Below are 12,171 nucleotides of genomic sequence, written 5' to 3' on the forward strand. Positions count from 1 at the left end.
CGACCGTGCGGGCATGGGGCAACTGCCTCAATTGTCGGGGCGACCGACCAGTCCGCGTTCCAGCGCATACATGCTGGCGCCGATCCGGTTCGACACCCCGATCTTGGCGTAGGTGCGCTCGACGTGGTTGCGCGCCGTCTTCTCGCTGATCACCAGCTTGGCGGCGATCTCCTTGTTGCTCGCCCCCTGCGCGACAAGTCGGAGCACATCGACTTCGCGGGCGGTCAGGCCGTCGGGGCGCGGCTTGGACTTGGCCGAGGCGTGTCCCGCTGCTTGGAGCACGGCGTCCGCCGCCACCACGTCGAGTTCACCGTCGTTGACACGCTTGCGCAGTCGTCGTGCCGCGCTTTCCGGCGTCATCGCCTCGCGATACGGGCGGGGCTCGAGGGCCGACTGGTAGCTGGCCGCGGCGGCCAGTATCCGGTCGGGCATCGTCAGTTGCCGCGCCGACAACCCGCGTGGATATCCCGAGCCGTCAAGGCACTCATGATGATTGGCGGCGACCGAGGCCACGTCCTTGAGCCCGGGCACGCGATGCAGAATCCGCTCGGTGAGATACGGGTGCAGCCGCATCCGTTCAAACTCGGCCATGGTCAATTCGGCTGGTTTGGACCAGATCTGGTTCGAAACGCCGATCCGGCCGATGTCGTGGATGTGCGCGGACCTGCGGGTCAGCCTGACCGCGTCGGTGTCGAGGCCGGCGGCGGTCGCCGCGTCGCCGGCCAATAGCGCGGTGGCCCGCGAATGGCCCACTGTGAAGGGACATTTGAGGTCGACGAAGTCGCCGATGGCGATCAGCAGGTCGTCCAGCGCCTGCTCGTCGAGCTTGGTGTGCCGGTCGGGTGCCTGCTGCAGCGCCATCGCCCAGACGTCACCGGCACTCGGAACGGCCAACAGCGCTTCGGCCTGCTCGGTGAACGCGTCCACCACCGCCGGATCGAACTGGCCGCCGCGCCGACTGCGGGCCATCGCCACCGCGCCGACGGTGCCGTACTCGCGCTGATGCACCTCGACCATGTCGGCCACTTGGGCCACCCGCATCTCGATCGGGATCGCCTCGCCCGCAACACCGTTCGGCAGGCCACCGCCATCGAAGCGCTCGAAGGTGTAGCGCAGCGCGGTCTGCACGTCGGCGTGCAGACCGATCCGGTCGGCGAGCAGCGCGGCCGATGTGCAGTGCGAGTGGATCAGCTCCGAGATGTGACCGCGGGCATTCAGGTACAGCGCCGAGATGGTCTTCAGCCGCTGCAGCAGCGATTCGCCGTGCCGGATGTTGGTGAGCAGGAAGCGTTGATAGGGCAGCCCCGACCAGTCGACCAGATACGAGCCGCGGCGCACCGAGATGTCGTCGCCGAACCACCGCGCATATTCGTGTGAGTCCGCGTGGCAGCCGATCCACATGATCAGCGTCGAGTAGTAGATGCAGTCACGCTGCGCTTCGGGCAGTCCCATCCGGTCGGCCAGCCGGGTCGCGATCAGCGCCGAGCGCAGCATGTGCTCAGCGGGCTGACCGAGGCCGAGGTCGACGGCCACCGACAGCGCCGCCAGCACCTCCGCGCGCGTGGTCATATGCCGATTCTGTCCCCGTCGCGGTGCCGCCCGATGTCGAACGGTTCGAAGCGGCCCTGCGCGACGACGCAGATGCCGCGCTGGGGCAGATGGAAGTCGGCGAGGTTGCCTTGAACGGGGTGGGGTCCGACGGGGCCGAGGTCTTCACCGTTGACGACGGCCGTCGAATCGGCGACCGCCCACACCCGTTTGGGCGCGATCCGGAATTCCTGGCCGTTGGGCAGGTTTCCGGTCAGCCGCAGCCTGCCGACCCCGAGCAGCGGGCCGACCAGGTGGCCCATGGCTCTCAGGGTCCTGCGACTGGTCCACGCCGCCGACGGCAGGTGCCCGCCGACGATGCTCATCAGCCGCGTCGACCACGTGCTCTTGACGTCGACGCGCCAATCAAGCAGACCGGCAACGGACACATGCAACGTCCACGGCGAGGTCCACGCGGCGGTGATGTCGCATACCACCGGGTCGACCGGTGTCACGGAACTGAAGTAACGCGAACAACTCTGCGGGCCCGGCGTGGTGGCGTAGAAGGTCCAGACGCCGTCGGGGCGGCGATGCCACACCGACAGGTAAGCCGGTGAGAACGAGGTGGCGGGGAAGTCGCGGAACGCGAGGTAATTGCCGCTGGCGAACGGCAGACCCATCACACCGAAGCCGACGACGCGTTCGTCGTCGCCGGTGGGCAGGTCGAGGTATTTGGTGGCGGCTGCGGCCGCTTGTGAGGTTGTCATGAGGCAATCGTCGGGCCGGCGGTCACCTGGAGCATGGGGCAATTGCCCCAAATTGGGATCGGTAGCCGAGGGGTCGGGCTGTACTTGGCAGCAACGAAAGGAAACGACCATGAACCGACTCTCCCGGTTGGCCACCGCCCTGGTGATGTCCTGCGGCGTGAGCTTGAGCGGTCTGGGCATGACCACCGCGCAGGCGGATGGCCCCAGCTATCAGGGCGGCAACTGCCCTGGCAGCACGACCTGCACGCACTGGTGTCCAGGCGACCCGTTGATTCCCGGCAGTCAGGTCATCAGCTGGGACTGGAACATCTGCCACGACTGGTTCTGGAACTCCGAAGGCGTGGTCGACGTCAACGCCAACGTCATCTATCCGTGGCGCGGCGTCCCGCATCCCGCAGGCCTGCGGCCGCCGTATTCGTTCCCGCCGCCATGAGACCGCGTCGGCTCGTCACCTCAAGAGGCGGGGGTGGCGGGCCGACGTTTCACATCGGCTACTGCAGTCCGGCGAGCAGCGACGTCACCCCCAACTTCCATCGCCGCTCGATCACTTGCCCCGACCCGAGCCATCGGCCCGCCTCCTGCACCGCCAACCCCTGTGCCATAGCGAGCAATACATGCGCCGTATCGTGCGGATCACCCGACAGCAGCCCCTCATCGATGCACCGCTGAATCCGCCCGACGAACACCTCACGCACCGCTGCCCCAGCCGCCAACTCCTCGGGGCCCGGCTCGAAATCCGCGAACGGGCGCGAGAACATCACTTGCGCCAGCCGCGGATACGCACGGCAGAACAACCGGAACACCGGCACCAGCCGCTCGACATCCGCCAGCGGATCGGAGGTGACGGGCACTTTCGCCAACTCGGCGCCCAGCAGTCTGAAGCCCTCGAAGAACATCGCCCGGACCAGGCCGGCCTTGTCGTCGAACAGCTCGTACACCGCGGGCACCGACGTGCCCGCCCGCTCGGCCACCCGCCGCGTGGTGAACCTGGCGATCCCTTCCTCGGCGAGGGTGGCGATCGCGACCTCCAGCAGCCGGTCCCGTAGCTCGGGGGTGCGCTGCTTGGCCCTTGGCATCAGCCGAGGGTGAATTCGGCTGCAAGCCCGTCGATTCCGGCTTTGATTGCCTTCAACGCCGAGTCCCGCGCCTTCAATTTGGTGGCGAGGTGCGCGCCGGCGTGCAGGGTCGCGGCCGCCTCGGCAGCCACCTGCTGTGCCCGGGTCAGCACCTGATCGGCCTCGACGATTTCGTCGAGCCAACCGGCCGCGACGGCTTCGCCGCCTGCGAAGGTGGCCGCCATCGACGCCCCGCGCTCGAACGCCGCAGGCGTCAGACGCGCCCGCATGATCTCGATCGCCGAAATCGGGATCGTCATGCCGATCGCCACCTCGATGGCCTGGCACCGCGACTTGGGCTGCCCGATTCGATGATCGCCGGACAGCAACAGGAACGAGCCCATCGCGATCGCCGGGCCCGTCGCCGCCATGATGACCGGCGCCGGGAAAGTCAGGCAGCGCACCGATAGTTCGAACCCGCCTGCGAGCATGCCCAGCGCCGCGTTGGCGTCACCGGACTGGAATACCGCAAGGTCGAAGCCGCCGCTGAACACCCGTTGATTGCCCGCGATCACCACCGCTTTGGCGGAATCCTTCTCCGCCTTGTCCAGCGCTTCGTTGATCGCCGCCTGCATCGCGGGGCCAAGCACGTTCACCTTGCCGTCGTCGAGCGTGATGGTCGCGACGGAGTCGTTGAGCTCGTATTTCACGGTGTCAGCCATGGCTAGCGATGTTATGTAACGATGTTACGAAAGCCAAGACCCGCTAGTTCAGGTCGCGGCGATGCCTGCCGTTGATGACAGTGGTGTGCGCCTCTTCGAATGCGGTGTCGACGCTGTTGTTCAGACGCGCCGTGTTGTATTGGGCGCGGTACCGGTCGCGCAGATCGTCAGCGGCGGCCTTGACCCGGTTGATCTCGACGCGCAGCACGTCCTCACGGCTCTCGCTCGCCGCGTAGTGGTAGTAGCTCAGCAGGTTTCGCAACAGCTCGAGTTTCTGCTTCTCTTGGCGGGCCAGATTGTGCGTGGTGAGCAACTCGAGCCGTTCGACTGGATGCAGCGTGGCCCAGTCCAGCACCGCGCTCGAGCGGAATCCAGTCCTGTTCTCATTGCGTCGTCCGGTGTCCTTCGGCCGGTCGTAATAGGTGACCGCGCCGTGGAACCGCGATGCGATGGCCTCCCCGAGTTCGCGACGGTCCAACGCGGAATCCCACACAATGCGCCATTCCTGTGTCGGGGCCAGATACGGGATCTCGGCGGGCAGGTTCAGTTCGGTGATCTCGACGTAGCGGTCCTCGTAGGCGCTTTCGTATTTCCCGACGGTCGGCGGGTTCGCGAAGTCGAAGCGGATCCCGTACGCCGGGGTGCGGCCGAAGTTCTTGACCACGAGTTCGATGAGATGCCAGTCGTTGGCACTCGGCTCCATGTACATGGCGACGTTCGGTTGCAACAACTCGGCGGCGTCGTCCTTGGCCTTCTCGTATTGCCGCCATGCGTAGATCAGCGCCGCAATGCCGACCGCCACGGCCAGCCATGCCGCCAACGCCGTCCACGCGCCCGAGGACATGCCGAGTACATGATCATGGAACCAATCCACGCAGCGAAGTAAACCACGGTCGGGCCCGTGCTACAGCATTCGCTGGCGTGCGACTTCATGTGTTTGCTCGAGGGCTGTGAACCTGTGGGTATATCGAGACAAAAGTGCCTGACGAGGTTACGAGTCGATTGCCCGCATCGGTGACCAACTGTCGCTGGCGTCGGTTCCGATGCCCCGGCCGAACCGAGCATTCAACCGAGCCCGTCGCATGAGCGCTAGGACGCCGCGGCCACCACAACCTGAGGCACCACCGTCGGCCCGGTGTGCACCAGCCGCTCGCTGCGGGCCAGCCAGTCGGTGTCGGCCCACACGACATGCGCGGGAAGCCGCCGCCAGTACTCGGGATGCGTCTGCAGATAGACGTCGACGCTGGCGTGCACCAGCGGGTCGCCGGGCAGCTTCCGCAACGGAACCGTGCGCGCGCTGGCAGCGAGGGCGTCGAATTCGGTTGGCGCGGGTGCTTCTTGGTAGCTGTCATCCCGCACCGAAATGCCCGCCCGCACTGCCCCGTCCAGCACCCAGTCGAGCGCGATGTCTGCCAGTGGCCAGCATGCTCCCGGCCCGCCGGCGACATCGCAGTGCGCGCCGCGGAACCACACCTCCTCAACGCAGTCCGGCGACGACACCAGGTGGTGGCCACCGGGCGTGCCGTCGATTGCGACCGCGTGCCTGCTCGCGAGCACATTGGTCACCGGGACACGCGACGGATGACCGGGCACGCTGACCATGTCCCACAGCCCCAAAAAGTCCACGGGAACACCGATCTCGCGGCGTCCGGTCAGCTGCGCAGCCAGTGTGGTCAGCCGCCTCCAGTCCTGCGGACTGCGCCGAGTTCGCGGTACGGCGTACGCCGCGAGCACGTAATCCATCAGATCGGGCAGCAGGCCGACGGTGCCCAACAACCGGGTCAGGGCGTGCGCGCAATAAGCACCGCGGCCCACCCCGAACAGGTAGATCCGGTCGCCCGGATCCCGGTTGTCGACCAGGAACTCGTAAGCCTCGGCGATGGCGGCCCGCGCCTCCCCGGCGGCGGTCTGGCGCCACCGCAGTCGAGCCACCTTGCTCTCGACCGGCGCCGGCGTTCCGGGGTGATACCAGGTGAGCTGGTCGTCGCTGTCGTCGAGCAACCGCAGCAACGCCTCGGCGTTGGTGGCAGTACGACGATCGGGATGGTCCCGTGCGCGGTCAAAGCACAGCACGATGTTCTTCACGACGACTCCCGACGGAAGTGTTTTCGCTGTTCGGCTACAGTTTGCTCCGCGAGAATCACGGTGTCCTGCGTATCGCGCTACTCGAATGACGAAAACGTTCGGATTCGCTACAGCGCTACGTCCCTGGGTACGGAATCCGTGCCCGTGATGCCGCAGGCCCGGCCGAATTCGTCGCCGCCGATCCGCCCGACCCACGACTCGACATCAATCATCACCGCCATCATCGGATGCGGGGTGCCGACCAGTAACTGTCATCGACGCCGACCTGCCTCTCGGCCACGTCGACGTAGGGCGTGTCGGCCATGCCCTCCGGTGTGGCCGCAAACCCGAAACGGCCGTTGGCGATTCGCTCTTACGCGCCCATCAGCGTGCGCCACTGGTCCAGATTGCCGGCCCGGTACACGTAGTTGGTCCGCTTGACCTCTTCCAGTGGTGCGCTCGGTTCGGCCGAATACCAGTGGCCCGGGAAAACCGTGGGGTCGCCCGGCAACTTCGCCAGGGCCTGCAGGCTGTGGTAGATCGCGTCGACGTCGCCGCCGGGGAAGTCGGTGCGCCCGCAGCCCTCGAGGAACAGCGTGTCGCCTGCGACCAGTCGCCCGTCGAGCAGGAAGCACTGGCTGCCCGGAGTGTGTCCCGGCGTGTGCAGCAACTCGATGTCGATGTCGCCGACCTTGACCACATCGCCGTGCTCGTGTGCGGTGAGCTCCGACCGTGCGATGCCGGTGACGCGCGAAACCCAGTCAGCCTCAAGGGAATTCACGTGTACCGGAACGCTGGTGCGCTCGAGCAGCTCGGCGAGGCCGTTGAGTTCGAAGCCCATCATCGACCCGCCGACGTGGTCGGGATGGTGGTGGGTGACGAGCACACCGGACAGACGCATGTCGTCGGCTTCGAGCGCGTCAACCAGGTCGCCCGCCGCGTAGGCCGGGTCGACGACGACCGCGTCGCCGGTTTCGCGGTCGCCGATCAGGTAGGCGAAGTTGCGCATCTGCGCTGCGATCATGTCGCCGGCCGCGAAGTCGCGTCCCGAGAGCAGCTGCCGGAAGTACAGGCGGTCGGTCATGGCTTCAGACTAGGTGGCTGGTTCGAGAGCGGGGCAAATGGCCAGTGCGCGTGCTCTGCGCGGGCCGGACCCCACGGCTGCTGTTTCTGCGCTGTGCGTGCCGATCCACGACCGTCGTGTCGAAATGGCGTCAAGCACCGCGACTTGCCTACGGGGACGCCTTGAGCCGCACCATGCGGGTGGTGCTGCTCTCGTCGAGTTCGACGAGGTCGGTGCGCGAACGCAGGAAATCGCTGAACGACTTGAAGCCCAACGATTTCTCGGAGAACGACGGATCCATCCGCTTCATCTGTGCCTTGACCGCCGAGTTGTGCAACCACTCCGCGTCGTCCTTCTCGTGGCCGATCCGCAGCGCCCGTTCCAGCAGCCCGCTGGCGGCGGTCTGCGGATCAGGCTGATCCGACTCGTCGTCGGTTGCCTGCATCCTCGCGCGCTTGGCCCCCTTCTTGGGCGCCACCACCGGGACGCCGGGCAGCGCGTCGTAGGTGACGAACTCGTCGCACGCGGCGGTCAGCGATCGGCTGATCGAACCCGCGATGCCGATGCCGACGACATAACGGCCAAGTCGCTTGCAGCGTTGCGCCAACGCGATGTAGTCGGAATCGCCCGCGACGATCACGACGTGGGTCAGATCGGGCAGCCGGAACATGTCCTCGACCGCGTCGACGGCCAGCCGAATGTCGGCCCCGTTCTTCGCGTACGCGGCTGCGGGAAAGAGCTGAACCAGGTCGACGGCCCGCCCGACGAGCTGGCCCTGATATTCGGCGTTCACGTCGGCCGACCAGTCGGCGTAGGCCCGGGTGAGTACCAGCGTCCCGAACGAGGAGGCGAAATCGATGATGGCGCCGACGTCGACGACGGCTTCGGTGAGACGCCCTGGTCGTTTGTGGAAGCCGGCGGACTTGTCGCGCTGAAACGAGTTGCGGCCGTGCACCTGGTCGTAGCGGGAAATGACGATGTTGTCGAAGTCGAGGTAGACCGCCACACGCGGTGTGTTGGGTTCGGTCACGCCCTTTGTCCTATCACCTTGTCAGCTGCGGCGCGCCGCCATCGAAGTGATGGCTGACCGGGTTCCAATTGCCAGGTGCCCCGACATGCGGCAACCCCCAACCGGAAGGGTCGCGAGATCGGCCTGCTGGTCGGGCTGGGTGTGGCGGTCGTCGTGATCGTCGGCGGTGTCGTCGCCGGGGTGGCCGTGGCGATCAGGACGGATGTCAGCGAGGCGCCCGTCGCCGCGGTCGACGTGCCTGCCGGTGCGACCGGCGAGGAGGTGCGCGACGGCGACTTCGCGTTCGTCGTGACCGGCGTGGAACGCACCGGGGCCGACACCTCCGTGGTGTTCGATGTGCCGCAGGGGCACCGCGGTGGTGTCCATTGACCTGCGCGCCAGTGCAGGGTCGACCGGTGTCAGAGTCGGTCTGTAGCGGCGCGACGACCTGCGGTTTGGCACGGCAATCCGCGAGAATGTACCCTCTTTAAGGCCCACGCCGCTGCTGCGAGGGTCTGGCCCCCTTAGCTCAGTCGGTAGAGCGTTTCCATGGTAAGGAAAAGGTCAACGGTTCGATTCCGTTAGGGGGCTCGGTGGTCACCAGCTAGTAGGTGGCACCCGGATGGCGGTGTAGCTCAGCTGGTTAGAGCGCACGACTCATAATCGTGAGGTCGGGGGATCGAGTCCCCCCACCGCTACAGGACACGAAGGCATTTGAGAAAGAGGCAGTTGACGTGGCGTCAAGTACAGACGTTCGGCCAAAGATCACTTTGGCGTGCGAGGTGTGCAAACACCGCAACTACATCACCAAGAAGAATCGTCGCAACGATCCCGACCGGCTCGAGCTGAAGAAGTTCTGCCCGAACTGCGGCAAGCACCAGGCTCACAAGGAATCGCGCTAGCGCGTCAACCCGCTGGGCACTCTGCCCAGGGTTGACCGAGGGGTTCGCCACCGTGGGGCTGTCACCGCAGATCGTCGGGATGCACTACCGCTATCCCGACCACTACGTCGTGGGCAGGGAGAAGCTGCGCGAGTACGCGGTCGCCGTCAAGAACGACGATCCCGTGTTCCACGACGAGAAGGCGGCCGCCGAGCTTGGCCACGACCGGTTGCCCGCGCCGCTGACGTTCATCTCGGTGTTCGGTTACCAGGCGCAGTCGGCGTTCTTCGACTACGCCAACATTGGCGTCACGGACATGAAAATCGTCCAGGTGGATCAGGTGCTGAAGTTCGTCAGGCCCATCTATGCCGGCGACACGCTGTATTGCGACGTGTACGTGGACTCCGTCCGGCAGGCACACGGCGCCGACATCATCGTGACCAAGAACATCGTCACCAATGACAAGGGTGACGTCGTCCAGGAGTCGTACACGACCCTCGCGGGTCGCTCGGGTGAAGAGGGAGAAGAGGGTTTCAGCGATGGCACTGCGTGAATTCGACTCGGTGAAGGTAGGTGACACCCTTCCTGAGAAGGTGATACCGCTGACCCGTCAGGACCTGGTGAACTACGCCGGGGTGTCCGGCGACCTCAACCCGATCCACTGGGACGACGACATCGCCAAGCAGGTCGGACTGGACACCGCGATTGCGCACGGCATGCTCACGATGGGCTTGGGTGGGGGCTATGTCACGTCGTGGGTCGGCGACCCTGCCGCGGTCACCGAGTACAACGTTCGATTCACCGCGGTGGTGCCGGTCCCCAACGATGGCGTCGGTGCCGAGATCGTGTTCAATGGCCGGGTGAAATCCGTTGAGCCAGAAACGAAGTCGGTGACCATCGCCTTGTCGGCCACTACGGGGGGAAAGAAGATCTTCGGCCGCGCGGTCGCCACCGCGAAGTTGGCGTGACCGATGGCACTCAAGACTGATATCCGGGGGATGGTCTGGAAGTACCCGGACACCTTCGTCGTCGGCCGCGAACAGATCCGCCAGTACGCCGCCGCGGTGAAAGCCTTCGATCCGGCGTCGCACGACGAGGACGCCGCCGCTCAACTCGGACACCCCATGTTGATCGCGCCGCCGACGTTCCTGTCGATCTTCGCGGTGATGATCCAGCGGCACTTCTTCCAGCACGTCGACGTCGGCTTCGAGACACTGCAGATCGTCCAGGTGGACCAGAAGTTCCTGTTCCACGAGCCGATCAAGGCAGGCGACGAGCTGACCGGCACCATGTACATCGAGTCGGTGAACGAGCGGTTCGGCGCCGACATCGTGACCACCCGCAACGTATGCGCACGGCCCAACGGTGACGTCGTGATGGAATCGTTCACCACGCTGATGGGCCATGAGGGCGACAACTCGATTTCGGCCGGATGGGACCCCGAATCGGGCCAGGTCGTGCGCAAGCCCGTCAAGCACGACGAGTAGACGGCGGATTAGTAACTACCACGGGTGGCGCGCTACACTCGGTCCTCGGGGTTTTCCCAGTCCAGCGCGCTGTCCGTCGGTTTCAAATCGGCCGAACGGGGAGCGCGCAAATTGTGTGAGCCCCGGTGAAGGGGCGTAGCTCAACTGGCAGAGCAGCGGTCTCCAAAACCGCAGGTTGCAGGTTCAAGTCCTGTCGCCCCTGCTCAACTGAATACTCGACAAGTGTGGACACTGGAAGGTGACCCCACAACACCTGACGAAAGGCATGCGGTGAGCGACGAGCGCGACGGTGTCAGCTCCGCAAGCGACGACACCGTAACCGACAGCACCGGTCAGACCGCGGTCGTGACCCGACCAGCCCGTCCGACGGGCAAACGGTCGCGGCGTGGCGCGGTCGACGCCGAGAGCGGGGCCATCGACCTGGAGACGGGCACGAAGGCCGCACCCACCAAGAACGGCGGGGGCACCGCGACGAAGACGGCCAAGAAGTCCGCCGACCGGCCGGGAAAAGGTGGGCGCAACCCGTTCAAGTTCGTCTGGAACTACCTGGCGCAGGTCGTCGCCGAATTGCGCAAGGTGATCTGGCCGAACCGCAAGCAGATGGTCAACTACACCGCCGTGGTGCTGGTCTTTCTGGTGTTCATGGTGGCGTTGATCGGCCTGGTCGACATGGGCCTGTTGAAGCTCGTGACGCTGGTGTTCGGCTGATGAGCGCTTGCGCGAAGAAGAGATCGCTCCTACGAGCGAATTAGAGAGGACTGACAAGTGACTTCCTTCGAGGGCAAATCGCCTTCGGCCGAGAGCGTCGACGTCATCACAGACGACAGCAACGTCGATCCGGTGACCGAGGACACCGACGCGGCTCCTGAAGAAGCCGACGTCGCGGCCGATGCTGCCGATGACGCGGCTGCGCAGGAGGCGCCGCAGGACGAGCCGCAGGACGAGGAAGAGGATCCCGCTGTCGCGCTGAAGAAGGACCTGCGCACCCGGCCCGGCGACTGGTATGTCATCCACTCCTACGCCGGCTACGAGAACAAGGTGAAGGCCAACCTCGAGACCCGCGTGCAGAACCTCGACGTCGGTGACTACATCTTCCAGGTCGAGGTGCCCACCGAAGAGGTCACCGAGATCAAGAACGGCCAGCGCAAGCAGGTCAATCGCAAGGTGCTGCCGGGCTACATCCTCGTGCGCATGGACCTCAACGACGAGTCGTGGGGCGCGGTGCGTAATACGCCCGGCGTGACGGGCTTCGTCGGTGCGACGTCGCGCCCGTCGCCGCTGTCGCTGGACGACGTGGTGAAGTTCCTGCTGCCGCCCGCCGCGGCGAAGAAGCCGGGCAAGGCCGCCGCTGCTGCCGCCTCTGGGTCGCCCGAGACCGGTGGAATTGAACGGGCCCCGATCGAGGTTGATTTCGAGGTCGGAGAGTCGGTCACCGTCATGGATGGGCCGTTTGCGACGTTGCCCGCTTCGATCAGCGAGGTCAACGCCGAACAGCAGAAGCTCAAGGTGCTGGTGTCCATCTTCGGCCGCGAAACACCTGTCGAATTGACCTTCAACCAGGTCGCCAAGATCTAAGTCCAGGAAAGGAACACCGCA

At 65.6% G+C, this 12,171-nt stretch carries 16 protein-coding genes and 3 tRNA genes; 11 read left to right on the forward strand and 8 right to left on the reverse strand.

Annotation, left to right across the window (positions count from 1 at the left end; translation table 11 throughout):
* Positions 1-27 precede the first annotated feature (27 nt).
* Positions 28-1,569, reverse strand: coding sequence for an HD domain-containing phosphohydrolase (locus ACGFK1_RS05265; RefSeq protein ID WP_393426706.1), 1,542 nt, complete (start codon positions 1,567-1,569; stop codon positions 28-30).
* Positions 1,566-2,294: a hypothetical protein gene (locus tag ACGFK1_RS05270; RefSeq protein ID WP_393426709.1), complete on the reverse strand. Its 729-nt coding sequence runs from the start codon at positions 2,292-2,294 to the stop codon at positions 1,566-1,568. The genes ACGFK1_RS05265 and ACGFK1_RS05270 overlap by 4 nt, the downstream gene beginning before the upstream one ends.
* 109 nt (positions 2,295-2,403) lie before the next feature.
* Between ACGFK1_RS05270 and ACGFK1_RS05275 the strand changes: the two genes are divergently transcribed.
* On the forward strand, positions 2,404-2,727 hold the full coding sequence (locus ACGFK1_RS05275) for a hypothetical protein (protein ID WP_393426712.1): 324 nt from the start codon (positions 2,404-2,406) through the stop codon (positions 2,725-2,727).
* A 58-nt stretch (positions 2,728-2,785) separates the two neighbouring features.
* Here ACGFK1_RS05275 and ACGFK1_RS05280 read toward each other — a convergent pair whose 3' ends face one another.
* From ACGFK1_RS05280 to ACGFK1_RS05305, 6 genes are all read right to left on the reverse strand, one after another.
* Entirely contained in the window at positions 2,786-3,370 is a 585-nt protein-coding gene (locus ACGFK1_RS05280) for a TetR/AcrR family transcriptional regulator (protein WP_393426715.1), read from the reverse strand.
* A complete protein-coding gene (locus ACGFK1_RS05285) occupies positions 3,370-4,071 on the reverse strand; it encodes a crotonase/enoyl-CoA hydratase family protein (RefSeq protein WP_393426718.1) in 702 nt (233 codons plus the stop codon). Before ACGFK1_RS05285 ends, ACGFK1_RS05280 begins: the two co-directional genes overlap by 1 nt.
* Positions 4,072-4,114: 43 nt before the next feature.
* Entirely contained in the window at positions 4,115-4,915 is an 801-nt protein-coding gene (locus tag ACGFK1_RS05290; RefSeq protein WP_393427856.1) for a hypothetical protein, read from the reverse strand.
* A 245-nt stretch (positions 4,916-5,160) separates the two neighbouring features.
* Positions 5,161-6,156, reverse strand: a complete 996-nt coding sequence (locus ACGFK1_RS05295) for a phospholipase effector Tle1 domain-containing protein (protein ID WP_393426721.1) — start codon at positions 6,154-6,156, stop codon at positions 5,161-5,163.
* A 352-nt stretch (positions 6,157-6,508) separates the two neighbouring features.
* Entirely contained in the window at positions 6,509-7,219 is a 711-nt protein-coding gene (locus ACGFK1_RS05300; protein ID WP_393426724.1) for an MBL fold metallo-hydrolase, read from the reverse strand.
* A gap of 148 nt (positions 7,220-7,367) precedes the next feature.
* Positions 7,368-8,228 (reverse strand): NYN domain-containing protein, encoded by an 861-nt coding sequence (locus ACGFK1_RS05305; protein ID WP_393426727.1) that lies wholly within the window; start codon positions 8,226-8,228, stop codon positions 7,368-7,370.
* Positions 8,229-8,303: 75 nt separating this feature from the next.
* On the opposite strand from ACGFK1_RS05305, the gene ACGFK1_RS05310 reads away from it, so the two are divergent.
* The 10 genes from ACGFK1_RS05310 to nusG all read left to right on the forward strand — a co-directional run bounded on the left by ACGFK1_RS05310 (position 8,304) and on the right by nusG (position 12,150).
* Entirely contained in the window at positions 8,304-8,597 is a 294-nt protein-coding gene (locus tag ACGFK1_RS05310; protein WP_393426730.1) for a hypothetical protein, read from the forward strand.
* A gap of 128 nt (positions 8,598-8,725) precedes the next feature.
* A tRNA-Thr gene (locus ACGFK1_RS05315) sits at positions 8,726-8,798 on the forward strand.
* A 33-nt stretch (positions 8,799-8,831) separates the two neighbouring features.
* Positions 8,832-8,905, forward strand: a tRNA-Met gene (locus ACGFK1_RS05320).
* A gap of 36 nt (positions 8,906-8,941) precedes the next feature.
* The gene (gene rpmG / locus ACGFK1_RS05325; RefSeq protein ID WP_006246868.1) at positions 8,942-9,109 is read left to right on the forward strand and encodes a 50S ribosomal protein L33; all 168 of its coding nucleotides are present in this window, start codon (positions 8,942-8,944) and stop codon (positions 9,107-9,109) included.
* 79 nt (positions 9,110-9,188) lie between these two features.
* Positions 9,189-9,641, forward strand: a complete 453-nt coding sequence (hadA, locus tag ACGFK1_RS05330) for a (3R)-hydroxyacyl-ACP dehydratase subunit HadA (RefSeq protein WP_393427857.1) — start codon at positions 9,189-9,191, stop codon at positions 9,639-9,641.
* Entirely contained in the window at positions 9,628-10,056 is a 429-nt protein-coding gene (gene hadB, locus ACGFK1_RS05335; protein ID WP_067804370.1) for a (3R)-hydroxyacyl-ACP dehydratase subunit HadB, read from the forward strand. The genes hadA and hadB overlap by 14 nt, the downstream gene beginning before the upstream one ends.
* A 3-nt stretch (positions 10,057-10,059) precedes the next feature.
* Entirely contained in the window at positions 10,060-10,575 is a 516-nt protein-coding gene (gene hadC / locus ACGFK1_RS05340) for a (3R)-hydroxyacyl-ACP dehydratase subunit HadC (protein ID WP_393426735.1), read from the forward strand.
* A gap of 129 nt (positions 10,576-10,704) precedes the next feature.
* Positions 10,705-10,777 (forward strand) — tRNA-Trp (locus ACGFK1_RS05345).
* 20 nt (positions 10,778-10,797) lie between these two features.
* Positions 10,798-11,283: a preprotein translocase subunit SecE gene (gene secE / locus ACGFK1_RS05350; protein ID WP_393426738.1), complete on the forward strand. Its 486-nt coding sequence runs from the start codon at positions 10,798-10,800 to the stop codon at positions 11,281-11,283.
* 57 nt (positions 11,284-11,340) lie between these two features.
* The gene (nusG, locus tag ACGFK1_RS05355) at positions 11,341-12,150 is read left to right on the forward strand and encodes a transcription termination/antitermination protein NusG (protein WP_393426741.1); all 810 of its coding nucleotides are present in this window, start codon (positions 11,341-11,343) and stop codon (positions 12,148-12,150) included.
* The last annotated feature ends 21 nt before the right edge of the window (positions 12,151-12,171 follow it).

It is taken from the genome of Mycobacterium sp. NPDC048908 (assembly GCF_043197955.1).
Taxonomy (GTDB): Bacteria; Actinomycetota; Actinomycetes; order Mycobacteriales; family Mycobacteriaceae; genus Mycobacterium.